The sequence below is a fragment of the Microvirga sp. BSC39 genome, from assembly GCF_000739015.1.
Classification (GTDB): Bacteria; Pseudomonadota; Alphaproteobacteria; order Rhizobiales; family Beijerinckiaceae; genus Microvirga.
On record NZ_JPUG01000069.1, the window covers coordinates 68,351 to 92,572 of the forward strand.

Consider the following 24,222-nt stretch of genomic DNA (forward strand, 5'->3'; position numbering starts at 1 on the left):
AAGTCGTTCAACAGGGGGCGGAAAATAGCGGTTTGCCGGGGCTCCGCAACTGAATTCTGAGCTCCGGGCAAAAGGGTCAGGGGAGGCGAAAACCATGACGCCCGTGCTTCCAAACCGCCCGTTACTTGCCTTCCCTCAGCTTGTTCAGGGCCGCAAACGGCGAGTCCTTCTCATCGGAAGGGTCCCGATAATCGAAGTCGACGCCGGGTTTGCGCGGATAGGGGTCAAGCCCGAGAGCCAGGAACTCGGCCGTGAGTGCACCTAGGTCGATCTGGCCGTTCACGATCTCATCCGGAGGCTCATACTCGTTGATGTCGGTCGGCGGCTCGGCCGGCATGCCCGAGGACTCGGCGAAATCCACCTCGACCTCCTCCTCGACGGCGGAGTCGAAGGGCTCGAGGGTCGTGACGCAGATCTGGGTGATGGAGGCCTTGACCACCCCGGTCACATTGATCCCCTTGGCCGAGGTTTTCAGGTGATAATCGCCGCTGAGCGACTGGATGGCTGGCAGCCCGAAATCCCGGGCAAGGGCTGCGCATTCTTCGGCCGTTGCTTCCACATGCACGTCCTGCCCGCGCGGCGGGATCTTCATGACGTCGATGAGCCGCGACAATGGACCCACGGTTTCAGGTGTCATGGGGTTCCCTCCTTATGCGAAAGCTTCGGGCCTCGGGAAGACGGGCCCTGTCTCCAGAAGCACGTCGAGGCTGGCGGTCTTGAACTGCTGATCGGCCGCGAGAGCATAACACGCAAGGGCGGTCGCCGGTGCCTCGCTGCCATAAGCGTTCCGGCCAAGAGCCGAGGCGAGACCCGCCTCGTCGGAGGCGTTGAAAGGACCGTCATAGGCCTGGGCCCTTCCGTAGAAGGACTCGGCGATCTTCTTCATCCGCTTGGGCACGACCGTATCGCCCACGCCCATCTCCCTCAGGGAAGCATCCATGTCCCGGAAGAAGGCGTCAGTCAGGTCCTTGGCGACCTCATCGGCAGGGCTCGGCAATTCGCGCAGGGCCCGAAGCGCCAGGATCATGTGGAGCGACAGAGCCTCGAACCGTCCCTCGACGGTGTCCGGAATGCCGAGTGACGCGTAGAGCCCCGGCTCACGGGATGCGGTCGCGACGCTCTTGTAGAGCGTCGCGATGATTGTGCGCCGGGGATCCTTGCGGAAGAGACTGAAGATCACAGCCCTGCCCTTCCAAAGCTTGTCAAAATCGTAGCCCCGGGTTACGCCATCACGGTCCATAGGCGCAAGCTTATCCGCGCCGCATTTTCTGGAAGAACCGCACGATGCGTCGATATCATCCTCTTTTGGTGCGCCTGGCTACAGCAACCTTTCTCGCTTCGTCCGTCGCCGCCTGCACGGTGGGCGAGGAATTCCAACGCGGCTATGTCGTGGATGAGCGCGCCATCTCCCAGGTCAGGAAGGGCATGAGCGCCGAGCAGGTTCTGCAGACCCTCGGAACCCCCTCGACCGTGTCCACCGTGGGCAACCGGAACTGGTACTACATCAGCCAGAAGTCCCGCCGCTCCCTGCAGTTCATGGGCGAGCAGGTCGTGGATCAGCAGGTGACGGCGGTCTATTTCGACAACAGTCTCCGCGTCGAGCGCATCGCCCTTTATGGCCTGCAGGATGGCCGTGTCTTCGACTTCATCAGCCGCACCACCCCTGCCGGCGGTGAGGAATCGAGCTTCCTCGGACAGATCTTCCGCGGCGCGAGCGGCTTCAACCCGTTCGGCACCTGAGCCGAAGCTTTCGGAAACCTTGATGGCCGGGCTCGCCCCGGCCATTTTCATGGCGAACGCCTCATGAAAAAACCCGCGGCTCTCACCGCGGGTTTCGTGCATTCAGGACCGCTGCTTCTACGAATGAGCCAGGATGGCCAGGAGAAGCAGGGCGATGATGTTGGTGATCTTGATCGCCGGGTTCACGGCAGGGCCTGCCGTGTCCTTGTAGGGGTCGCCGACGGTGTCGCCGGTCACGGATGCCTTGTGGGCCTCCGAACCCTTGTGGTGGGTCGTGCCGGAGGCATCGGTGAACCCATCCTCGAAGGACTTCTTAGCATTGTCCCAGGCGCCGCCGCCCGAGGTCATCGAGATGGCAACGAAGAGACCCGTCACGATCACGCCCAGCAGCATGGCACCGACGGCCGAGAAGGCCTCGGACTTGCCCGCCACCCAGTAGACCACGAAGTAGGTGACGATGGGAGCCAGCACCGGCAGGAGCGACGGCACGATCATTTCCTTGATCGCCGCCCGGGTCAGCATATCGACGGCGCGTCCGTAATCGGGACGGTCGGTGCCGGCCATGATACCCGGCTTCTCCCGGAACTGACGGCGCACTTCCTCGACCACCGCACCGGCTGCCCGGCCCACGGCCGTCATGGCGATGCCGCCGAAGAGGAAGGGGATGAGACCGCCGAACAGAAGACCCACCACCACGTAGGGGTTGGTCAGGGAGAAGTTCGGAGCCACGCCCTGGAAGTACGGATACTGCGCCGCGTTCTGGGTGAAGTAGTTCAGGTCCGAGGTATAGGCCGCGAAGAGCACCAATGCACCGAGGCCCGCGGAGCCGATGGCATAGCCCTTCGTCACCGCCTTGGTGGTGTTGCCGACAGCGTCGAGAGCGTCCGTGGACTTGCGGACCTCCTTCGGCAGGCCGGCCATCTCGGCGATGCCGCCTGCATTGTCCGTCACCGGACCGAAGGCGTCGAGAGCCACGATCATGCCCGCGACGCCCAGCATCGCCGTCACCGCAATGGCGATGCCGAAGAGACCCGCCAGCTTGAAGGCCACGATGATGCCCGCGATGATGACGATGGTCGGAAGCGCGGTGGACTCGAGGGAGACCGCGAGGCCCTGGATCACGTTCGTGCCGTGGCCGGTCACCGAGGACTGGGCGATGGACCGCACGGGACGGAAGCCGACGCCGGTATAGTACTCGGTGATGACGACGATCAGAGCCGTCACGGCAAGGCCGATGATGGCGCACCAGAACAGGTCCTGGCCGGTGAACTCCGCCCCCGTAATCGTTCCGAAGCCGATCATCTGCCAGGTCACGAGGCCGATGGCGATGGCGGACAGCACACCGGTCACGATCAGCCCCTTGTAGAGCGCGCCCATGATGGACTCGTTCTGTCCGAGCTTGACGAAGAAGGTGCCGAGGATCGAGGTCACGATGCAGGCCGCGCCGATGCCGAGCGGATACAACAGCATGGTGTCGAGATTCGCCTGCCCGGCGAAGAAGATCGCCGCGAGAACCATGGTGGCGACCACGGTCACCGCGTAGGTCTCGAACAGGTCAGCCGCCATGCCGGCGCAGTCGCCGACATTGTCGCCCACGTTGTCGGCGATAGTCGCCGGGTTGCGCGGATCGTCCTCCGGAATGCCGGCTTCGACCTTGCCTACGAGGTCGCCGCCCACGTCGGCGCCCTTGGTGAAGATGCCGCCGCCGAGACGGGCGAAGATGGAGATCAGCGAGGCGCCGAAGCCCAGCGCCACGAGGCTGTCGATGACCACGCGGTCAGAGGGCCGGAACCCATCGATCCGGGTGAGATAGCCGTAATAGAGGGCGACACCGAGAAGGGCGAGACCGGCCACGAGCATGCCCGTGACGGCACCGGACTTGAAGGCCACATCGAGGCCTCCCCCGAGGGACTGAGTTGCAGCCTGGGCGGTGCGCACATTGGCGCGGACGGACACGTTCATGCCGATGAAGCCCGCTAGACCCGAGAGGATGGCGCCGATGGCAAAGCCGATGGCGACCCGTATGCCGAGCAGATAGGCGATGATGGCAAACAGAATTACGCCGACGATTGCGATGGTGACGTATTGCCTGCGGAGATAAGCCTTCGCGCCTTCGGCAATTGCCCCGGCAATTTCCTGCATACGCTGCGAACCGGCGTCCCGCTTCATCACGTCGCTGATGGCCCAGAAGCCATATGCGATCGAAAGAAGCCCGCCCAAGATAATTAGGGTGAGTGCCATCATGCCATCCTTGTTATGGGAAAGCAGAAAGCCGCTCCTCAAGGCTCGTTTTCTGGCCTTGAGCGGCCCCTACCCCCAGCGAACTTTATATTTGGTGGCAAAAAACTAGGCAGTTCGCAACAATCCTGCGGAAAGAACACACAGGAATACCTTTAGACTTTAGCGGGTGCGATCACCTTGGCCTTTTGCTGCCAAGCCAGAAGAGCTAGGGCAATGAGGACAGGCGGGAAGACCAGCCAGTTCACGCTTTCCCACCCGCCGGCGCTCAGGAGCTTGCCGGAGGAGAACGACGCCACGGCGACCGAGCCGAAGATCAGGAAGTCGTTGGCGGCCTGAACCTTGGCGCGCTCCTCGGGACGATAGCAATCGGTCACCAGAGCCGTGGCTCCGATGAAGCCGAAGTTCCAGCCAAGGCCAAGCAGAATCAGAGTGATCCAGAAGTGGGCGATGGTTATGCCCGACAGCCCAATCACGGCGGAAATAGCGATCAGCACGAGCCCCGCCGCCGTCACCGGCCCTTTGCCGTAACGGGAGATCAGGCGGCCGGTGAAGAAGCTCGGGCCGAACATGGCCAGGATATGCCACTGGATGCCGAGCGCCGCGGCTCCGACCGAATGGCCGCAGCCGATCATCGCCAGCGGGGCCGCCGTCATCATGAAGGTCATGAGGCTGTACGACACCAGCCCCGTAACGGCGGCCACGATGAATCGGGGTTGGCGCACGATTTCGCTCAAGGGCCTGCCACCCCCAGCCTTTGTGGAGGCAACGCTCACCGGCGCCGGCCGCATGAACCACACCACGATCATCGAGAGGAACGCGAGAGCTGCCTGCCCCAGGAAGGCTCCGGCGAAGGGCGCGGCCTCAACCGCATCCCGGGTCCAGATCACGGTCTGTGGCCCGACCACGCCGGCAACTAGGCCGCCCGTCATGACCCAGGAGATCGCCTTCGGCTTGAAGGCCTCGGAGGCCGCGTCGGTCGCGGCGAAGCGGTAGCTCTGGTTGAAGGAGCCGTAGCTTCCGATGATCAGGGTGCCGAGACAGAAGAGCACGAAGCTGTAGGAGGCGATGCCGTAGGCCGCGAGGCAGCCGCCGGCCAGGCCGATGCCGGCGCCGACCACATAGCCGATGCGGCGTCCCGCTTTGCGCATTAGCATGGCGGCCGGAATCGTGCCGAGGGCCAGCCCGAGATTGAGCAGGCTCACGGGAAGGGTCGCCAGTTCCTTGTTCGACGCCAAGGCCTGCCCCACGAGGCCACCAAGGGAGACCACGATAGCTGGGCTAGACCCGCCGAGCGCCATGGCGACAGCCAACACGACGGCATTGTGCTTGGCGATCCCGTCACTGGAGGGCGCCTGGTAGGAGCTGTCAGAAATGCTGGTAGGAGCCGACATCGTAGCGTCTTTCGAGACCGTTCATCCGAAAGAGCGGCCGATCGGACCCTGGGACGACTCGGCCGATGACGGACAGGGGGATGCCGATGCTATCGGCCTCCTGGCGGAACCTGTCGAGAGCCTTTTCCGGGACAGTGCAGAGAATCTCGTAATCGTCGCCGCCGGTGAGGGCCAGATCCAGCAGTTCGGGCGACGCCTGAATGGCCTTGGCGACCCCCGCCGACAGCGGCACCTGATCCGCCTCGATCAGGGCAGAGACGCCGCTGGCCTTCATCATCTTGGCGAGATCGCCCGCAAGACCGTCCGAGACATCCATGGCGGCGCTGGCATGATCGCGCAGGGCGGCAGCGAGCCGGTGGCGGGGCTGGGGGTGGAGATAGCGGCCGGCGAGATGCGCCTTCTCGTCCGGCGAGAGGCCATCGCTCCAGGACGGGGCGGAGCGGAGCTTGAGCCCTAAGGCCCCGTCGCCGATGGTGCCGGTGACGCAGATGAGGTCACCGGCCTGCGCCGTGGTCCGCTGGACCATGCGGCCGGCCGGCACCTGCCCCACGGCGGTGACCGACAGGGTCAGGGGCCCCCTCGCCTTCACCGTGTCGCCGCCGAGAAGCGGGCACGAGAAATCCCGCGACGCCTGGCCGAGCCCGGCAGCAAAATCCGCAAGCCAGTCCTCGGTCCAGCCGTCAGGCAGGGCGAGGCTCAGGAGGAAGCCTGCCGGATCGGCGCCTTTCGCGGCAAGATCGGAGACGTTCACGCCAAGCGCCTTGCGGGCGATGGAGCCGGGAGCGTCCTCGGGCAGGAAATGGACGCGCTCGACCAAGGCGTCCGTGGTGAGGACGAGGTCGTGGCCGGGTTTCGGCGTCAGGCAGGCTGCGTCGTCCTTGAGGCCGAGGGCACCTTCACCTGCGATGGGAGCGAAGAATCGCGCGATGAGGCTGTCCTCGCTCGGGCGTTCGCTCGCACTCATCGGCCGGCCACCATCGCCCGTTCGCGTTACCGCCCGCCCTGCCCGGCGGCCTTCTTCTCGAGCTCGCCGGGGCGAACCTCGCGGGCGACCTTGTCGAGCACCGCATTGACGAGACCCGGCTCGTCGTCGCCGTAGAAGCCGTGGGTCACGTCCACGTATTCGGTGATGACCACGCGGGCCGGGACATCCTTGCGGAACATCAGCTCGTAGCCGCCGGCGCGCAGGATCGCGCGCAGCACGGCCTCGATCCGCTTGAGGGGCCAGTCGGTGGCGAGCGCGTTGTCGATCCTGACGTCGATGTCGCGCTGGTTCTTGACCACGCCCGACAGGATGTCGCGGAAGAAGGTGGTGTCCGACGGCTTGAACTCGATGCCCTCGACCTCGCGGCCGATCCAGAAGGCCTCGAACTCGGCGAGCGCGTCGATGACGGTCTTGCCGGAAATGTCCATCTGGTAGAGGGCCTGGACGGCAGCGAGGCGAGCGGCCGAGCGCTCTGCTGGCTTCGTCATGATATCAGGCCTCCAGTTTCTGTTTGATGCGCAGGACGGCGAGAGCCGCTTCCACCGCGCCCCCACCCTTATTCAATTCATTCACGCTCGCGCGGGTCCAGGCCTGCTGATCATTCTCGACGGTCAGGATGCCGTTGGCGAGCGGAATGCGGCGCTCGACCGACAGGTCCATGAGGGCGCGGGCGCTCTCGCCGGCAACGATGTCATAGTGTCCGGTCTCGCCGCGGATCACGCAGCCCAGGGCCACGACGGCATCATAGGGCCGGCCGGCCTTCTCGGCTGCGTCGAGCGCGATGGCGATGGTGGCCGGGATCTCGAGGGCACCGTCCAGGGTCAGCACGTCCATGGTGGCCTGCGCCGCCTCGACGGCGCCTTGCGCGCCGCGCAGAAGCTCATCGGCGATGTCGTCGTAGAAGCGGGCCTCGACGACGAGAATGCGGGCACCGGGGACCGGCGGACGGGAGCCTTGCGGCTTGGCGGAATGGGCGACCATAGGTCTCGAACACCTTTAGTGTGAGCCTTCATTCCAAGCGTCTGGACGAAAAGCGCCGGCAGTTCTCCTCCCCCTTGTGGGGAGGGAAAACCCGCGCCAGACCTTTTCGGTCCGACTCTCAGGATGAGGGCTATATAAGGAAAGTTGAAAGTCCCTACCCCGCCCGGCGCGCGTCCGCAAGCCGCGCCGCATAGCGGGCCATGAGGTCGACCTCCAGGTTGAGCCTGTCGCCCACCTGCCGGTCGCCCCAGGTGGTCACGGCGAGCGTGTGCGGGATGATGAGCACGGAGAACATGTCGTCGTTGACCGTGTTCACGGTGAGCGACGTGCCGTCGAGGCAGACCGAGCCCTTTTCGGCAATGAACGGGGCAAGCGCCGGCGGCACCTTCAGGGTGAATCGGGCGGTCGGTCCCCAGGGATCGTCGCCCGCCGTGATCGCCTCCTTGGCCACGATGGTGGCCAACCCGTCCACGTGCCCGGTGACGATGTGTCCGCCGAGTTCGTCGCCGATCTTCAGGGAGCGCTCCAGATTGACCCTGGTGCCCGCCTGCCACTCGCCGACCGTGGTGCGCTCCAGGGTTTCGGCCGCGGCATCCACGTCGAACCAGCAGCCGCCCTCCCGCTCGCCGAAGGCAACGACCGTGAGGCACGGCCCGCCGCAGGCGATGGAGGCGCCGAGCACGATGGTGGCGGGATCGTAGGACGAGTGGATGCGCAGGCGCTTGAGGGTGCCTTGAGACCCTTCGGCCGCCGCGACTTCACCGACATCGGTGACGATACCCGTAAACATCAGGGTCTCTCCCAGAACATGAAAAGATCGGGGCCGATCTGCTCCTCGGCCCATAGGCTAAGATTGTCCATGCGGTCCTGCAGCGACAGGCCGAGCGCCGGAACGTCGCCCTCGCCCCGCGCCGAGCGGCCCGTGATCAGGACCAGATCGTCGATGAGATCGACTCTTGCCAGCGCATCCGCCAGATCCGGCCCGCCCTCGCAGAAGACCTGCGTGACGCCGCGTGCGCCGAGAAGCCCCAGGGCCTCGGGCGGGCAGACGCGACCGGCTTCGTCGCTGGAGACCCGAAGAACCTCGACACCCTGCGCCGTCAGCACCCTTTCGGCGTCGACAGGTGCTTCCACGGTCGTCAGAATCCAGGTCGGGATCTCCCGCGCACCGGCTGCAACCCGCGATGTGATCGGCGTCCTTAAGTGGGAATCGACGATGACGCGGACCGGGGAGCGGCTCTCCAGGCCAGCCAAGCGCACGTTCAGCAGCGGATCGTCCGCCAGCACCGTCCCGACGCCGACCATGATCGCATCCGCATGGGCGCGCATCAGGTGGACCTTTGCCTGAGCGATCTCTCCCGTAAGGATCAGGCGCGGGCCATGGCGCGATCCGGCGAAACCTTCCGTGCTCCGGGCGAGCTTCACGGTCACGGCAGGTCGCCCCTTCGCGACCCGGGTGACGTGTCCCCGATGAAGCCTTGCACCCTCCTCGGCCAGGCACCCGATGGTCATCGGGATGCCCGCATGGCTGAAGCGCTCCGGTCCCTGGCCGGCCGCGTGTGGGCTCGGGTCGGCGACGCTGACGACGAGGCGACCGATCCCGGCCGCCACGATGAGATCGGTGCAGGAGGGGCCGTGGTCCCGGCTGCTGCGGGTGGCGCAGGGCTCGAGGGTCACGTAGAGGGTCGCCCCTCGGGCGCGCTCCCCGGCAGCTTCAAGGGCCATCCGCTCCGCATGGGGCCTACCGCCAGCCTGGGTGATGCCTTGCGCGACAATGACAGGCGCCTCGCCGCTCTCATCGACCAGCACGGCTCCCACGGAGGGGTTCGGCCAGGTCAGGCCGAGATGCCGGGAGCCAAGCGCAATGGCGAGGCGCATGAAGCGCTCGTCCTCGCTCGTCCGGTCAGGCGGCAGCCCCCTGGCGCCGGGTCCGGTCATGGCTCGGTCGGCGCGCGCTTCTTCTTGGGAGGCGGCGGCAGGTCGACGGTTTCGCCCTCAGCCAGCTTGCCAAGAATCTCCTCGAAGTCCCTGGCTTCGCGGAAATTCTTGTACACGGAGGCGAAGCGCACATAGGCCACGTCGTCGAGGCCCTTCAGCCCCTCCATGACGAGTTCGCCCACCTGCTCGCTCGACACCTCGCCGTCGCTCATGCTCTCGAGCTGGCGCACGATGCCGTTGATCATGCGCTCGACGCGCTCGGGCTCCACCGGCCGCTTGCGCAGGGCCACGTCAACCGACTGCTGCAGCTTGTCCCTGTCGAAGGGAACGCGCCGGCCGGAGCGCTTCACCACCGTGAGCTCGCGCAGCTGCACGCGCTCGAAGGTCGTGAACCGACCGCCGCAATCCGGGCAGATGCGGCGGCGGCGGATGGACGAGGAATCGTCCGTGGGGCGGGAATCCTTCACCTGGGTGTCCAGGCCCCCGCAGTAAGGGCAACGCATGGATCAGCTTTACCCTCAGGCGTAGATCGGGAAGCGGCGGGTCAGCTCGTGAACGCGAGCCTTCACCGATTCCTCCACCGAGGCATTGGCCTCGTCGCCGTTCTTCGCCAGACCGTCGAGGGTCTCGACGATCAGCTCGCCGACCCGCTTGAACTCGGCCACACCGAAGCCGCGGGAGGTGGCGGCGGGCGTGCCGAGACGGACACCGGAGGTCACCATCGGCTTCTCGGGATCGAATGGCACGCCGTTCTTGTTGCAGGTGATGTGGGCGCGCCCCATTGCTGCTTCCGCCGCCTTGCCGGTGAGCTTCTTCGGGCGAAGATCGACCAGCATCAGGTGATTGTCCGTGCCGCCGGCCACGATGGCGTAGCCGCCAGCCTGCATGGTGTCAGCCAGCACCTTGGCGTTCTCGACCACGGAGCGGGCATAGAGCTTGAACTCGGGGCGCAGGGCCTCGCCGAAAGCAACAGCTTTCGCTGCGATCACATGCATGAGCGGGCCGCCCTGGAGGCCCGGGAAGATGGCCGAGTTGAACTTCTTGGCGAGGTCTTCCTCGTTGGTCAGGATCATGCCGCCGCGGGGGCCGCGCAGGGTCTTGTGAGTGGTGGTGGTGACCACATGGGCATGCGGGAACGGGGACGGATGGGCACCGCCAGCCACGAGGCCGGCGAAATGCGCGATGTCGACCATGAAGAAGGCCCCGACCTCATCGGCAATCTCACGGAAGCGGGCGAAGTCCCAGAAGCGCGAATAGGCCGAGCCGCCGGCCACAATCACCTTCGGCTTGTGCTCGCGGGCGAGCTGGGCCACCTCGTCCATGTCGATGATCTGGTCGCTCTCGCGCACCTTGTAGCTCACCACGTTGAACCACTTGCCGGACATGTTGACCGGCGAGCCGTGGGTCAGGTGGCCGCCGCAGGCCAAATCCAGGCCCATGAAGGTGTCGCCCGGCTTCATGAGCGCCATGAACACGGCCTGGTTGGCCTGGGAGCCGGAGTTCGGCTGGACGTTGGCGAACTTGCAGTCGAACAGGCGCTTGGCGCGGTCGATGGCGAGTTCCTCGGCCATGTCGACGAACTGGCAGCCGCCGTAATAGCGGCGGCCGGGATAGCCTTCCGCATACTTGTTGGTCATCACCGAGCCCTGCGCTTCCAGGACGGCGCGGGACACGATGTTCTCGGAGGCGATCAGCTCGATCTCGTCGCGCTGGCGGCCGAGTTCCAGGCCGATGGCGCGAGCGATCTCCGGATCGCTGTCGGCGAGGCTTGCCGAAAAGAAGCTGTTGGAGAGATGGCTGTGTGCCGCTTCACTCGCGCTCATGAGTACCCTCGCCTTGGTGTGAGCCCGCCAGAGGCGGGCCGCTGAATCCTGGTTGCCTGGGCTTTATCATGGCTGGCTTCACCGCGCCAACCCGCTCGCAGGACATGCCCACTGGGCTTCAGGAATGCAACGGCCGGCCCGGATAGAAGCCGGAGGCCGGTTCCAGTGTCATTCCCGGCCGGAGCGCAGCGCAGGGGAAGGGATTCAATGAAGCTGAGCGTGTGAGTGGATCCCCTTCCCGCACTTCGTGCGCCGGGGATGACACCCTCCTCGTCATGGCCGGGCTCGTCCCGGCCATCCCGATCGAAAAGCGTCGCGCCTCTCGGAAACGAGATCACCGGCACAAGGCCGGTGATGACGTCGCGATAGAGGTGAGCTCCGCAGGTCAGTTCTGCAGGAACATCTCCTGGTCCGGCTCGGTGGGCACGCGGCTGGCGACCGGGATGGCGTTGCCGAGGCCGTCCTTGTTGTAGATGTCGTCGCGGAACTGCACGAGGCCGTCGGGGGTCGCCCAGGCGGTCACGTAGATCCAGTGGATCGGAACCGGCTGCGCCAGGCGCGCATCGATGCGCTCGCCGGACCGGAAGGTGGCGTCGATCTGCTCGCGGCTCCAGCCGGGGGTGTCCTTCAGGAGCCATTCGATGTAGTCGCGCACGTTCTGGATGCGGATGCAGCCCGAGGAGACGAAGCGGAAGTCGTCGCCGAAGATGCCCTTGGAGGGCGTATCGTGCATGTAGACGCCGTGCTGGTTCGGGATGTTGATGCGCACGAACCCCATGGAGTTCAGGTCGCCGCCCGGATCCTGGCGGAAGCGGTAGCGGGTCGCCTCGTCCGAGAACCAGTTGATCTGGCTGGAGGGAATTTCCTGGCCGGCCGCATTGAAGATGCGGATCTTGTTCTCCGTCAGGTAGTTCGGCTCCTTCTGCATCTTCGGGATGAGGTCCTTCTTCACCACGGAGGCCGGAGCCGTCCAGAACGGGTTGAAGTTGACCTCGACCACCTTCGAGTTCAGCAGGGGCGACTGGCGGTCGATCTTGCCGACGCCGGCCGCGTGGCGGGTGTGGACGACGCCGCCCTCCACCGCCTCGACGAGAGCGGCCGGGATGTTGGCCACCGCGTAGCGGCCGGGCAGCCCGGTGCCGACGAGGCTGCGCAGGCGCGCGACGTTGATCTCGAGCTGACGGATGCGCAGGTCGACCGGTACGTTCACGGCGACCACGGTCGGACCCGTCATGGTGCCCGTGGAGCTGATGCCGTGGCGGGCCTGGAAGCGGCGCACGGCCGACTCGACGTAAGAATCGTAGATCGGCGATTCGCCGGCGGCCGGATCGAGATCGCCGGAGATGATGAGGCGCTGGCGCAGGGCCATGACGGCCGGGCTCTTGGAGCCTACGCGCAGACCCTGGGCGCCCTGCACGGGCTGCCAGCCGCCGCGGGCGGCGATGTTGCGGTAGTACTCGATCATCTGCTCGGTGGCGGCGAGCGACTCGGCCGAGAGCATCGGGGTCGAGGTCCGCTGCACGCGGGTGCGGGAAACCGCCTCGTAATTCTGCGACCACTCGGCCTGGGTCTGGGCAAACTGCTGCGCCAGGGCTCCGGTGGCCGGCGTGAAGATCAGGGCGAGCGATCCAGTCAGTAGGTTACGGCGAGACAACATGAGCGCAGGCTCTTCCCGGTTAGGTGTGGTCATGGCGGGAGTGACGGACAGACGCCCGGCTCCCCCTCTCCTGGCGATTAAGTGCCGGGATAGGATTAAAGAACGGTATCGAAAACGAGGAACATCGGGGCCGTTTTATGGCAATCCGCCCGACGGGCCGCTCCTCGCGCCTCGGAACCGCTCTCGAGGGCCATGTAACCTTGAACTGTTGTCTTGATGATACACTTCTGCGTGAGGAGCTTGGCTATGGGAAGCGGGTCAGTGCCCCTCCCGGGCCGCCAGCCAGGAGATGCCGAGATAGACGGCCATCAGCGTGAGGAAGAACGCCACGGTCGTCACCCCGCTGGAGAGGATCCCGGGGAAGAAGGCCGCCAGGATCAGGTGGCTCATGATGGCCAGAAGCCACATGATTCCCCCCCAGGTGCTCGCCATCCACAGGCCGACGGCGGCGATCAGGTCGATCAGGGCGAAGTAGATGATGGTGGCCTGATAGCCCGTGGAGCGGGCTTCGAACTGGCCCACAGGGGTCCAGATGCCGAGGATCACCGCCCAGGCGCTCAGGCCCTTCATGATCCAGAGAATCGCCAGGATGCGCATGAAGCAGGTGAGCACGAAGCTCCAGCGCATGAAGCCCTGGGGCGCGGGGCGCTCCTCGATCCGATCGGACAAATATTCCCGTGCCGCGTGGCCGGACGATTGGCTGCCGCTGCGGGGCATCAGGCGATCTCCAGCTCGTGCGGTCCGAGGCTCGCGAAGTGATGCTCGATGACGGCCCTGTCCACCTGCTCGATGGAGGCGGGCTGCCAGCGGGGCTGGTTGTCCTTGTCGATGATGACCGCCCGGACGCCCTCGTAGAAATCGTGGCCGTCGCCGATGCGGGACACAATGCGGAACTCGACCTTCATGGCTTCCTCGAAGTCGAGGGAGGCACCCCGGCGCACCTGCTCGAAGGCCAGGCTCATGCTCGTCGGCGACTTGGTGCGCATGCCGGCGGCCGTCTTGGCGGCGAAGTCCGAGCCCTTGGCGGCAGCCTCGTCGAGGCGCTGCAGGATGGCGGCGACGCTCTCGGCCGAGAAGCAGGAATCGATGATGGCCCGATTGGCCTCCAGGGGCGCGGCGCCGGGATCGGCAGCGGCTTGGGCAAGAGCCTCGTCCACCGGCTCGCCGGCAATCAGCGCCTCGCGCAATCCTGGGATGCTTGCGCTCGCCACCGAGTGCGTCCCCAGCCCCAGCATGACGGCGTCCGCCCGCTTCACCCGCTCGCCCGTCAGCGCAAGGTACATGCCGGTCTCGCCGGGCAGGCGCGGCAGGGCGTAGGTGGCGCCCACATCGGGGAAGAACCCGATCCCGACCTCGGGCATGGCGAAGAGGTAGCGCTCGCCCGCCACCCGGTGCGAGCCGTGCAGGGACACCCCGACCCCGCCGCCCATGACGATGCCGTCGATGAGGGCGATGTAGGGCTTGGGATAGCGCTTGATGCGGATGTTGAGCTGGTACTCCTCGCGCCAGAAGGCGAGCGCCTCGTCGCGCTTGCCGGCCTTCAGGTCCTCGGTGAGTTGCCGGATGTCGCCGCCGGCGCAGAAGGCCTTCTCGCCGGCTCCCTGCACGACGATGCGGGTGACGGACGGGTCCCGCTCCCAGGCGTCGAGCGCCCGGCGCATCTCGCGCACCATGGGGAGGTTGAGGGCATTGAGCGCCTTGGGACGGTTGAGCGTGATGAGCCCGGCCTCACCCTGCCTCTCGCCGACGATTTCGACGCTCTCGTCCATGAAACACTCCTTCATCTCGATGCGGCTTAAAACAAGGCCGGGGCCGGCCGTCAATGGATGGCTGGGTTGAGCACAATGTCCCACGGATCCTTTCCATGTGCGACCTCGAACCCTTTTTTAGAATGATTTAAGTGTGCTAACCCTCTCCCAAGCCCCCGGCGCAGCGAAGCCGGCCTGGATGAGGATCATGTCGAAACTGTCGCCATTCCCCCGCCCTGCTTCAGAGGAAGCCCTTTCGTCCTCCCTGAACCTATCTCATCGCCCGCGGCGCAACCGCAAAGCGGAATGGGCGCGACGGCTGGTGCGCGAGAACGTGCTGACGGTAAACGACCTGATCTGGCCGATCTTCATCGTCGAGGGCGCGAGCGGCCGCACACCAGTCACATCCATGCCGGGCGTCGAGCGGCTGACCATCACGGAAGCCGTGCGCGAGGCCGAGCGGGCCGCATCGCTCGACATCCCGGCCATCGCGCTGTTTCCCTACACCGATCCGTCCTTGCGCGATCCGACCGGATCCGAGTCGCTCAATAGCCGCAACCTCGTCTGCCGCGCCGTGCGCGAGATCAAGAAGGCGGTGCCGACCATCGGCATCATCTGCGACGTCGCTCTCGACCCGTACACCACCCACGGCCATGACGGCGTGCTGGAGGGCGAGCGGATCCTCAACGACGAGACGGTGGCCCTCCTGGTGCGCCAGGCCCTGCTCCAGGCCGAGGCCGGCGCCGACATCATCGCGCCCTCCGACATGATGGACGGGCGCGTCGCGGCGATCCGCGCCGGTCTCGACGAGGCCGGGTTCCAGGACGTGCAGATCATGGCCTATGCGGCGAAATACGCCTCGGCGTTCTACGGTCCGTTCCGCGACGCCATCGGGACCAGCGCCTGCCTCGTGGGCGACAAGCGCACCTATCAGATGGACCCAGCCAATTCCGACGAGGCCCTGCGCGAGATCGCCCTCGATCTGGATGAAGGCGCCGACATGATCATGGTGAAGCCCGGCCTGCCCTATCTCGACATCGTGCGCCGGGCCAAGGACACCTTCGCGGTTCCGACCTTCGCCTACCAGGTCTCCGGCGAGTATGCGATGATCCAGGCCGCGGCCGCCAATGGCTGGATCGACGGAGAGCGGGCGATGATGGAAAGCCTTCTGGCCTTCAAGCGAGCCGGCGCGGACGGCATCCTCACCTACTTCGCTCCCCGGGTCGCGGAGAAGCTGAAGCAGGGCTGATTGCCGCCAATCATTCAGGCTCGCACATGTCAGGCTCAGGATTCGTCAGGTTGTGGCGGCTTGCCGCCCTCCTGTGGAGTCTGAGTCTCATATCTGCCTGCGGCCTTTCCATCGACGCCGAGCAGGCGCGGGTCTGCCGCTCGGCCCTGCCGGCGCTCAATCCAGGTGCGGTGATCGCCGTTGAGAGGGTGCGCGAAGGACCGGTCGCGCGAAGCCTGCGGATCGACTACATTGCCCAGTATCCCGACCGCCCGGTGCTGGAACGGTTCGCGATCTGCCAGTTCGCCGCGGCGGGGCTGTCGCCCAACAAGGCGGAGCTGACGGGCCTCGGCACCGAGGAAGGCCCGCTGTCCGGCGCCAGCCTCTACATGCTCAAGCGCTACTATCTCGACACGCCCGAAGGCGCGGCGGGCGATCCCGGCAGCCGCACCGATGCGGACGTGACCGAGATCCCGATGGCGGCCGCCTATTGGCTGCAGCAGATCCTGGTGAGCCTGCCGCGAACCGCCATCTACGCCCTGCTGTCCACGGCTTTCGCCCTGGTGTTCGGCCTGAGCGGACGGATCAATCTCGCCTTCGGCGAACTCGCGGCCGTCGGATCGGCAGCCACCATTGCAGGCGCCTCGGTGGTGCTGGTGGCGGGCGCCAGCGCGCCCGTGCTCGGGCTCGCAGTCGGCCTCGGGGCCGCGCTCTTCGCGGGCGCGATCCACAGTGCGGTCGGGGGTCATTTCACCATCGGGCGCATCACCGCCGAGAGTCCGCAGCCGAGTCTCATCGCGACGGTCGGCCTTTCCCTGTTCCTCATGGAATACCTGCGGCTCGTGCAGAGTCCCGTGACCGTGTGGCTGCCGCCGATCTGGTCCGAGGCCTGGCCGCTGGCCCGTGCACAGGATTTTCTCGTCAGCCTGACGCCGATCACGGCCATCACGGCCGGCATCGGCTTGGTCGCGGCCTTGGGCCTTCTCTGGCTCGTCAGGGCCACCGCTTTCGGACGAGCCTGGCGGGCCTATGCGGACGATCCAAAAGCCGCAGCGCTCATGGGAGTCAACGGCCCTCGCCTGCTCGTCCAAACTCTGGCTCTGGCGGGCGCCATGGCGGGGCTCTCGGGGATGCTGATCGTGGCTCAATATGGGGGCCTGGGGTTTGCCGGAGGCTTCCAGTACGGTCTCAAGGCGCTGATCGCCGCCATCATCGGCGGGATTGGCTCCATCCCCGGGGCGATGTTAGGAGGTTTCGCCGTGGGCTTGTTCGAGACCCTGTGGTCGGCGTATCTGCCTATCGAGGTTCGCGACATGGCGCTTTACGCGGCGCTGGTCGTGTTCCTGATCTTCCGGCCCAGCGGCCTGCTGGGTTTCCAAGATCCGACACCAAGACCCGTTTAAGGGCTATAATACGATTCCGGAGGACACAGTGGCCGATTACCCCATCACCATCGACGATGTCACACGTGCCGCGGAGACGATCCGTGGCCAGGTGCTGCGGACGCCGCTCGTTCCCGCCCCTCGCCTGTCGCAGCTCACCGGCGCCACCGTCTGCGTGAAGCACGAGAACATGCAGCCGACCGGCTCCTTCAAGGAGCGCGGTGCGGTGACGAAGCTGGAAAGCCTCAAAGCCGACGAGCGCACCCGCGGCGTCATCGCCATGTCGGCCGGCAACCATGCCCAGGCGGTGGCCTATCATGCGCGGCGCCTCGGCATCCCGGCCACCATCGTCATGCCGGAGGGCACGCCCCTGGTGAAGGCGCAGAACACCCGCTCCTACGGAGCCAAGGTGATCCTGTTCGGCGAAACGCTCTATGAGGCGGCCGCCCGCGCCCGCGAGATCGCAGAGGCCGAGGGTCTCGTCTTCGTGCATCCCTACGACGACCCGAAGGTCATGGCCGGCCAGGGCACCATCGGGCTTGAGATGCTCGCCGACGCGCCCGACCTCGACCAGATCATCGTGCCCATCGGCGGCGGCGGGCTGATCTCCGGCATCACGGTCGCCGTGAAGGCGCTCAAGCCCAACATCGAGATCATCGGCGTGGAGGCGGCCCTCTATCCGTCCTTCCGCAACGCCATCCTGGGCCAGAACCAGCCGATCGGCGGCGCGACCCTGGCCGAAGGCATCGCGGTGAAGACCGTGGGCCAGCTGCCCCTGCCCATCGTGCGCGATCTCGTGTCGGACATCATCGCCGTCGAGGAGCCCGTGATCGAGCGCGCGGTGAATGCCTATGCCACCCTGCAGCGGACCATGGCGGAAGGCGCGGGTGCTGCGGGGCTTGCCGCCATGATGGCGCAGCCCGAACGGTTCGAGGGCAAGCGCGTCGGCCTCGTGCTCTGCGGCGGCAACATCGACGCCCGGATCCTTGCCTCCGTCATGGTGCGCGAACTGGAGCGCGACGACCGCATCACCTCCTTCCGCATCACCTCCAACGACCGTCCGGGACTGCTGGGCCGCGTGGCGAGCCTGCTGGGCCAGCTCGGGGCCAACATCCTGGAAGTGTCCCATGGACGCCTGTTCCTGGACGTGCCTGCCAAGGGCGTTTCCATCGACATCACTATCGAAACGCGCGACAGACAACATACATTGGAGGTGTTCGAGGCTCTGGCAGCCGAGGGACTCGCTCCGCAGCGGATCGTGTCCCGCAGCCTGCCCGAGACAGCCTTCTGAGGAGAGACCCATGGTCAACCGTCCCTACCCACCGACCCTGAACTACCCGTCCTACGAGGTGGACCGGGTGACGGACGGCGTCATCAGCCGGCGCTTCTGGGCCTACCTGATCGACCTCGTGGTGATCGCCCTCTGGGTCGTGCTGATCTCCATCGGGATCTTCTTCCTCGGGATCATCACGCTCGGGCTCGGCTGGGGGCTGTTCTTCGCGCTTCCGCTCACGGCGCTCATCTTCATCGTCTACAACGCGGTGACCATCGGCGGCGCGTCCCAGGCGACGGTGGGCATGCGCTATATGGGCCTTCGCGTCATCGACCCGCGCACCGGCCGGGGCGCCTCCCCGCTGTCGGCTGCCGTGCACGCGCTGTTCTTCTACGTGGCGATCTCCACCTTCCTGCTCTGGGCCTGCGACGTGTTCGTCGGCTTCATCCGCGACGACCGCCGTTTCATCCGCGACCTGCTCACGGGCATGATGGTGGTGCGGGCCTGATCCGTCGGAGTTGAAGCCCGCTCTCGTCTTCACCGGCCCTGTGCCGGTGATCTCGATTGATTGAGGCGCCTATCCTGATCGGGATGGCCGGGACTGATCCCCGGATCAAGTCCGGGGACGGTCATGACGTGGTGGGTGTCATTCCCGGCCGGAGCGCAGCGGAGGGGAAGGGAATCCATAGCGCAGTGCGTGTGAGTGGATCCCCTTCCCGCAGTTCGTGCGCTGGGGATGACACCGAGGTGCGAACCTTCTGAAAACACACCCGTGTGACATTCGCCCACTTTTCCTGGACGTGCGGGACACCAATGTTATCCTTCAAGCGTTGACGAAGCGCTCAAGGTTTCTCCACAAGGCTTTCCCGATTGACGAGCCAGCCCCGCGACGCCCCGCAATTCTACCTCACCTCCCCGTCCGCATGTCCCTATCTGCCGGGCAAGGAGGAGCGGAAGGTCTTCACGCACATCGTGGGCCGGCGCGGGCGGGAGCTGAACGAGATCCTCACGCAAGGCGGCTTCCGGCGGTCGCAGACCATCGCTTACCGGCCTGCCTGCGATACCTGCCGGGCCTGCGTGTCGGTGCGGGTGCTGGTGGATGAGTTCGAGCCCTCGGGCAATCTCAAGCGCGTCATGAAGGACAATGCCGATCTCATCGGCAGCGCCCTGCCCAACCGCCCCACCTCCGAGCAGTATTCCCTGTTCCGCCGCTACGTGGACACCCGTCACGCGGATGGCGGCATGGCCGACATGACGGTGCTCGACTACTCCATGATGGTCGAGGACAGCCACGTGGACACCAGGCTCATCGAGTACCGCCGGCGCGGCATCGACAGCGGCATCACCGGCAAGGGCTCGGGCGATCTCATTGCCGTCTGCCTCACCGACGAGATGAGCGACGGCCTCTCCATGGTTTATTCGTTCTACGAGCCGGAGCAGCACGACCGCAGCCTCGGCACCTTCATGATTCTCGACCACATCCGCCGCGCGAAGGCCATGGGCCTGCCGTACCTCTATCTCGGCTACTGGGTCGAGGGCTCCAAGAAGATGGGCTACAAGGCCCGCTTCAAGCCGCAGGAGCGGCTGCTGGCGAATGGTTGGGCGCGGGTGGGGTGACCTCCGCCCTCGGCGGGAGGCGCATCAGGCGTAGGGTTTCGTCCGCCGCAGGAGGGGCATGGCCGCGAAGACGAGTTGTGCGGCAAGCCCCAGAAGGGCGCTCGCAGATCGGTAAGTGGCAAGATGCTCGGCTGGCGTGCGGCCGAAGGCCAGCACCGAGACGCAGAGTTCCGCCATCATCAGAAGGGCGAAGGCGACGCCGCCCACGGCGAAGCGTTCGCCCAGGCCACTCCCCACGCGGAGCCGCCGCAGCACCCAGCCGCAAGCGGCCCACGACGCCGCCAACATGATCGGCAACTCGATCAACACCGCACCAGTCTCGCCCAGATGCGGAGCGACCAGCAGGACACGGATCGTGCCGAGCACGAAGCCGAGCGCGAAGACGATGGCGCAGTAGAGAATGCCCGCAATGACGGCCTTCATGGTGATCTCTCGTCGAGGCAAAAAGAAACCCTCCCGACTGGCGGGAGGGTTCCGATAGAAAACCGGGAGATCGTTACTCCCCGAACCTGTTTGACTTCGGGAAGCCCTTCGGCGGCAGGCGGCCGGCCTCGGTGCGATCGCCCATCCAGTCGCGCAGGTCTTCCTTGGCCACCGTCCAGGTGCGGCCCGACGTGTCTTTCCAGGTCAGGCCCTCTTTCAGCTTGAAGACCTTGGCGTCGGAGACGCCGCCGTCCTTGTAGCGCTGGAGGCGCACGCCCTTGCCGCGGGTCATCTCCGGCACCTGCTTCGACGGGAAGATCAGCAGCTTCCGGTTCTCGCCGATGATCGCGACATGGTCGCCCTCGGCCTCGGTGCAGACCACCATCTTGGACGGTGCGTCGAGGTTGAGGATCTGCTTGCCCTTGCGGGTGTTCGCCGTGATCTCGTCGGTGGGCACCACGAAGCCGCGACCGTCCGTGCCCGCGACCAGCAGCTTCCCGCCGGCCTTGTACGGGAAGGCCGCGATGAAGTCGGCGCCCTCCTCCAGATCGACCATGAGGCGGATCGGATCGCCGAAGCCACGGCCGCCCGGGAGCTTGGAGGCCTCCAGGGTGAAGAAGCGTCCATTATCCGCCACCACGACGATCTTGGACGTGGTCTCAGCGAAGAAGGCCGTCTTCAACGCATCGTCGCCCTTGAACTGCACGGCGGAGAGATCCGCCTGATGGCCCTTCATGGCACGGATCCAGCCCTTCTCGGACACGATCACCGTGATCGGCTCGCGCTCGATCATGGCCTCGGCGAAGTCGATGTCGGAGGTGTCCGGCGCCAGATCAAACGTGGTGCGGCGGCGGCCCAGCGCGGTGTCGGGACCGAAGGTCTTGCGGACCTCCTTGATCTCTCCGGCGATCGTCTTCCACTGCACCTTCTCGGAGCCCAGAAGCTCCTCGATCTTGGCCTTCTCGTCCTGCAGGTTCTTCTGCTCGCGCTTGAGCTCCATCTCCTCGAGCTTGCGGAGCGAACGCAGGCGCGTGTCGAGGATGGCGTTGGCCTGCACCTCGGTGAGCTGGAAAACGCGCATCAGCTCCACCTTCGGCTCGTCCTCCTCGCGGATGATTTTGATCACCCGGTCGAGGTCGAGATAGACGATGAGCAGGCCGCCCAGGATTTCCAGGCGCCGGTCGATGGCGGCGAGCCGGAAGCCCGAGCGGCGGATCAGCACCTCTCGGCGATGGTCGAGCCATTCGCGCAGGCACTCGGCGAGGCTCAACACCTTCGGCACCTTGCCGCCGGCGAGCACGTTCACGTTCATCGGAACGCGGCTTTCGAGCTCGGTGAGCTTGAACAGCGATTCCATGAGGATGATCGGATCGACCGTCTTGGCGCGGGGCTCCAGCACCACGCGGATGTCCTCGGCCGATTCATCGCGCACGTCGGCGAGAAGCGGCAGCTTCTTTTCCTGCAGCAGCTCGGCGATCTTCTCGATCAGGCGGGACTTCGGCACCGCATAAGGAATTTCGGTGACGATGATCTGCCAGTTGCCGCGGCCGAGATCCTCCTTCGACCAGCGGGCGCGCACGCGGAACGAGCCGCGCCCGGTGCGGTAGGTCTCGGCCATGGCGGACGGCGTGTCGACGATGATGCCGCCGGTGGGCAGGTCGGGGCCCTGCACGAACTGCATCAACTGCTCGGTATCGGCATTGGGCTTCGCGATCAGGTGCAGGGCTGCGTCGCAGAGTTCGGCTGCGTTGTGCGGCGGGATCGAGGTGGCCATGCCCACCGCGATGCCCTGCGAGCCGTTGGCCAGCAGGTTCGGGAAGGCGGCCGGCAGCACCACCGGCTCCTCGTTGGCCTGATCGTAGGTCTCGCGGAAGTCGACGGAGTCCTCGTCGATGCCCTCCAGCAGCAGGCGCGCCACTTCCGTCATGCGCGCTTCGGTGTAGCGCATGGCGGCGGCGCCATCGCCGTCGATGTTGCCGAAGTTGCCCTGTCCGTCCGCCAGCGGGTAGCGCTGTGCGAAATCCTGCGCCATGCGCACCAGGGCTTCGTAGATCGACTGGTCGCCGTGGGGGTGGAACTGACCCATCACGTCGCCGACGATGCGGGCGCATTTCTTCGGCGCGGACTTCGGGTCGAGCCGCAGGAGCCGCATGGCGTGCAGGATGCGCCGGTGAACGGGCTTCAGCCCGTCGCGCGCGTCCGGCAGCGCCCGGTGCATGATGGTCGAGAGCGCGTAGGCGAGATAGCGTTCCTCAAGGGCGTCCTTGAGATTGATGTTCTCGATCTCGCCCCCTGACGGCGGATTGACCGGCTTACCCATGACTCGAAATCCTCAACTGCGAATCGCTTCTTATCATCTGAAAAAAGAACATAACAGAAACAAACCTCATTCGTCCCCAGCCGTGGCCAGTGCGACGAAACGCGCCCGCTCGTCCGGCGCCCGCTGCCCCTGCGGGCCGAACACGTTCTGATGCAGGAAGAAGTCGGTGAGCGCAAATCCCTCCCGGATGTCCTCCTCCCGCGGCCGATTGGCCCTAGTCTGGCCGATCAGGAACCCGGGCAGCTTGAGCAGCCTGTCCTTGTAGGGCTCGCCCGCTTCGGCCGACACCGCCCGCCCGCTCCGGGGCGACACATAGGTCAGATCCCGCTCGGATCCGGTCGCGGCACAACTGGTGAGATCGAGCCCAAAGCCGAGCTCGGTGAGCATGGCAAGCTCGAAGCGCACGAACAGGGCGGGAGCGAGATCGGGATCGTCCAGGTGGTCGACCAGGACGGTGAGCGTCTCGAAGAGCGCGAAATGCGGATCCCGCTCGGGAAAGTACCGCAGGAGATGGGCGAGGGTCGCCAATCCATAGAGCGCCATGGACGAGCCCATGAGGCGGGCCGCGCGCAGGTTCAGGCCCTCCACCTGATAGGTGCCCAGATGCTCGTCGAGCCGCGCCCGCCAGGTCGCCTGCACGGTGTTGCCGGGCTGAAGGACGGCCTGAAGGGTCTTGGAGCGCCCGCCGTGGACAAGGCCCATATGCCGGCCGTGCTCGCGCGTCATCAGCTCGAGGATGACGCTCGCCTCGCCATGCTTGCGGACGCCGAGAACGACGCCTTCGTCAGTCCAGTGCATCGGTCGTGGTGGCCTTCGGAAAAGATATCTGCCGGAATCCTGATGTAAGCATTCAGGGGGCATTCAGCCATGTTTTTCAACGATATCCGGCAACTTCTAAAATTCTGTTGCAAAAGCGGAATCCGCCCCGAGGGAACCAAAATTCCCTCTTCACATTGTCGAACACCTTAGTGTGTCTAGTGATGAATCGAGAACCATGAAACTCTCCAGCCTGTTTCTTGCGAGCACCGCCCTTCCCCTGATGCTGCTGCCGGCGAACGTGTCGGCCCTCCAGCCGGAAGCCGCGACGCCCATTGTCGTCGCTCAGGCTGGACCGAGCGCCGGGGAGGATGATCAACCCGGCGTCCGTCGCAGACCCCGCGAGGACGCGGATTCGCCGCGCGGCGGCGGCCAGGGCCAGGAGCGTCGACGGGACGCGCAGGAGCGCAGGCAGGGCGGCCAGGATGCCGGCGCCCCCGGCGCCTCCGAAGAGCCTGGCCAGCGCCCGCCCCGCGGTGCCGGTCCGGCGGAGCGCGGCGGTCCCGATGGGCCGCGCGGCTCGCGCGCCACCGAATCCGAGGATGCCCCGCCGCCGCGCCGTGGCGCGGCACAACCGGCCGAGCGGCCCACGCCGCCCTCCGGCACGACGCCTGCCACGCCAGCGCGTCCAGCCCAGGGAGAGCCTGCGGAACGCGCCC

The 24,222-nt window shown here is 66.0% G+C and carries 23 protein-coding genes and 1 pseudogene; 7 read left to right on the forward strand and 17 right to left on the reverse strand.

Annotated features, from left to right (window positions below):
* Nucleotides 1-121: 121 nt before the first annotated feature.
* Nucleotides 122-637 carry a DUF177 domain-containing protein gene (locus tag MA07_RS17560; RefSeq protein WP_036353881.1) on the reverse strand — a complete coding sequence of 172 codons (516 nt, stop codon included), beginning with the start codon at nucleotides 635-637 and terminating at the stop codon, nucleotides 122-124.
* Nucleotides 638-649: 12 nt separating this feature from the next.
* Entirely contained in the window at nucleotides 650-1,180 is a 531-nt protein-coding gene (locus MA07_RS17565; protein ID WP_036353983.1) for a ubiquinol-cytochrome C chaperone family protein, read from the reverse strand.
* A 104-nt stretch (nucleotides 1,181-1,284) separates the two neighbouring features.
* Between MA07_RS17565 and MA07_RS17570 the strand changes: the two genes are divergently transcribed.
* Nucleotides 1,285-1,740 (forward strand): outer membrane protein assembly factor BamE, encoded by a 456-nt coding sequence (locus MA07_RS17570; protein ID WP_052003275.1) that lies wholly within the window; start codon nucleotides 1,285-1,287, stop codon nucleotides 1,738-1,740.
* A 117-nt stretch (nucleotides 1,741-1,857) separates the two neighbouring features.
* Here the strand turns inward: MA07_RS17570 and MA07_RS17575 are convergent, their stop codons facing one another.
* From MA07_RS17575 to MA07_RS17630, 12 genes are all read right to left on the reverse strand, one after another.
* Nucleotides 1,858-3,984, reverse strand: coding sequence for a sodium-translocating pyrophosphatase (locus MA07_RS17575; RefSeq protein WP_036353884.1), 2,127 nt, complete (start codon nucleotides 3,982-3,984; stop codon nucleotides 1,858-1,860).
* Between the two features lie 149 nt (nucleotides 3,985-4,133).
* Nucleotides 4,134-5,372 (reverse strand): MFS transporter, encoded by a 1,239-nt coding sequence (locus tag MA07_RS17580; protein ID WP_052003276.1) that lies wholly within the window; start codon nucleotides 5,370-5,372, stop codon nucleotides 4,134-4,136.
* On the reverse strand, nucleotides 5,347-6,336 hold the full coding sequence (thiL, locus tag MA07_RS17585; RefSeq protein WP_036353887.1) for a thiamine-phosphate kinase: 990 nt from the start codon (nucleotides 6,334-6,336) through the stop codon (nucleotides 5,347-5,349). Before thiL ends, MA07_RS17580 begins: the two co-directional genes overlap by 26 nt.
* A 26-nt stretch (nucleotides 6,337-6,362) precedes the next feature.
* Nucleotides 6,363-6,845, reverse strand: a complete 483-nt coding sequence (nusB, locus tag MA07_RS17590; protein WP_036353891.1) for a transcription antitermination factor NusB — start codon at nucleotides 6,843-6,845, stop codon at nucleotides 6,363-6,365.
* A gap of 4 nt (nucleotides 6,846-6,849) precedes the next feature.
* A complete protein-coding gene (gene ribH, locus MA07_RS17595; protein WP_036353894.1) occupies nucleotides 6,850-7,338 on the reverse strand; it encodes a 6,7-dimethyl-8-ribityllumazine synthase in 489 nt (162 codons plus the stop codon).
* 154 nt (nucleotides 7,339-7,492) lie between these two features.
* On the reverse strand, nucleotides 7,493-8,128 hold the full coding sequence (locus tag MA07_RS17600; RefSeq protein WP_036353897.1) for a riboflavin synthase: 636 nt from the start codon (nucleotides 8,126-8,128) through the stop codon (nucleotides 7,493-7,495).
* A complete protein-coding gene (ribD, locus tag MA07_RS17605; RefSeq protein ID WP_036353902.1) occupies nucleotides 8,128-9,276 on the reverse strand; it encodes a bifunctional diaminohydroxyphosphoribosylaminopyrimidine deaminase/5-amino-6-(5-phosphoribosylamino)uracil reductase RibD in 1,149 nt (382 codons plus the stop codon). Before ribD ends, MA07_RS17600 begins: the two co-directional genes overlap by 1 nt.
* Entirely contained in the window at nucleotides 9,273-9,779 is a 507-nt protein-coding gene (gene nrdR, locus MA07_RS17610) for a transcriptional regulator NrdR (protein ID WP_036353905.1), read from the reverse strand. The genes ribD and nrdR overlap by 4 nt, the downstream gene beginning before the upstream one ends.
* Before the next feature lie 15 nt (nucleotides 9,780-9,794).
* Entirely contained in the window at nucleotides 9,795-11,099 is a 1,305-nt protein-coding gene (glyA, locus tag MA07_RS17615) for a serine hydroxymethyltransferase (protein WP_036353909.1), read from the reverse strand.
* A gap of 385 nt (nucleotides 11,100-11,484) precedes the next feature.
* Nucleotides 11,485-12,756, reverse strand: coding sequence for a L,D-transpeptidase family protein (locus MA07_RS17620; protein ID WP_036353992.1), 1,272 nt, complete (start codon nucleotides 12,754-12,756; stop codon nucleotides 11,485-11,487).
* Between the two features lie 258 nt (nucleotides 12,757-13,014).
* Nucleotides 13,015-13,473, reverse strand: coding sequence for a DUF6163 family protein (locus MA07_RS17625; protein WP_036353913.1), 459 nt, complete (start codon nucleotides 13,471-13,473; stop codon nucleotides 13,015-13,017).
* Nucleotides 13,473-14,525: an enoyl-CoA hydratase/isomerase family protein gene (locus MA07_RS17630; RefSeq protein WP_036353915.1), complete on the reverse strand. Its 1,053-nt coding sequence runs from the start codon at nucleotides 14,523-14,525 to the stop codon at nucleotides 13,473-13,475. Before MA07_RS17630 ends, MA07_RS17625 begins: the two co-directional genes overlap by 1 nt.
* A gap of 187 nt (nucleotides 14,526-14,712) precedes the next feature.
* Between MA07_RS17630 and hemB the strand changes: the two genes are divergently transcribed.
* The 5 genes from hemB to MA07_RS17655 all read left to right on the forward strand — a co-directional run bounded on the left by hemB (nucleotide 14,713) and on the right by MA07_RS17655 (nucleotide 20,004).
* On the forward strand, nucleotides 14,713-15,753 hold the full coding sequence (gene hemB / locus MA07_RS17635; protein WP_036353919.1) for a porphobilinogen synthase: 1,041 nt from the start codon (nucleotides 14,713-14,715) through the stop codon (nucleotides 15,751-15,753).
* Nucleotides 15,754-15,779: 26 nt separating this feature from the next.
* On the forward strand, nucleotides 15,780-17,135 hold the full coding sequence (locus tag MA07_RS17640; protein ID WP_052003277.1) for a branched-chain amino acid ABC transporter permease: 1,356 nt from the start codon (nucleotides 15,780-15,782) through the stop codon (nucleotides 17,133-17,135).
* Nucleotides 17,136-17,163: 28 nt separating this feature from the next.
* Nucleotides 17,164-18,405, forward strand: a complete 1,242-nt coding sequence (locus MA07_RS17645; RefSeq protein WP_036353922.1) for a threonine ammonia-lyase — start codon at nucleotides 17,164-17,166, stop codon at nucleotides 18,403-18,405.
* Nucleotides 18,406-18,415: 10 nt separating this feature from the next.
* The gene (locus tag MA07_RS17650; protein WP_052003278.1) at nucleotides 18,416-18,895 is read left to right on the forward strand and encodes an RDD family protein; all 480 of its coding nucleotides are present in this window, start codon (nucleotides 18,416-18,418) and stop codon (nucleotides 18,893-18,895) included.
* A gap of 362 nt (nucleotides 18,896-19,257) precedes the next feature.
* Nucleotides 19,258-20,004 carry an arginyltransferase gene (locus MA07_RS17655; RefSeq protein ID WP_036353926.1) on the forward strand — a complete coding sequence of 249 codons (747 nt, stop codon included), beginning with the start codon at nucleotides 19,258-19,260 and terminating at the stop codon, nucleotides 20,002-20,004.
* A gap of 24 nt (nucleotides 20,005-20,028) precedes the next feature.
* On the opposite strand, the gene MA07_RS17660 is transcribed toward MA07_RS17655, so the two are convergent.
* The 3 genes from MA07_RS17660 to recO all read right to left on the reverse strand — a co-directional run bounded on the left by MA07_RS17660 (nucleotide 20,029) and on the right by recO (nucleotide 23,545).
* Complete coding sequence (locus MA07_RS17660) at nucleotides 20,029-20,427, reverse strand: hypothetical protein (RefSeq protein ID WP_052003279.1); 399 nt, start codon at nucleotides 20,425-20,427, stop codon at nucleotides 20,029-20,031.
* 73 nt (nucleotides 20,428-20,500) lie between these two features.
* Nucleotides 20,501-22,747, reverse strand: a complete 2,247-nt coding sequence (gene parC, locus MA07_RS17665; RefSeq protein WP_036353930.1) for a DNA topoisomerase IV subunit A — start codon at nucleotides 22,745-22,747, stop codon at nucleotides 20,501-20,503.
* A 66-nt stretch (nucleotides 22,748-22,813) separates the two neighbouring features.
* Nucleotides 22,814-23,545 (reverse strand): DNA repair protein RecO, encoded by a 732-nt coding sequence (recO, locus tag MA07_RS17670; RefSeq protein WP_036353933.1) that lies wholly within the window; start codon nucleotides 23,543-23,545, stop codon nucleotides 22,814-22,816.
* Nucleotides 23,546-23,741: 196 nt separating this feature from the next.
* On the opposite strand from recO, the pseudogene MA07_RS17675 reads away from it, so the two are divergent.
* Nucleotides 23,742-24,222 (forward strand): annotated as a pseudogene (locus MA07_RS17675) (hypothetical protein); the annotation flags it as partial.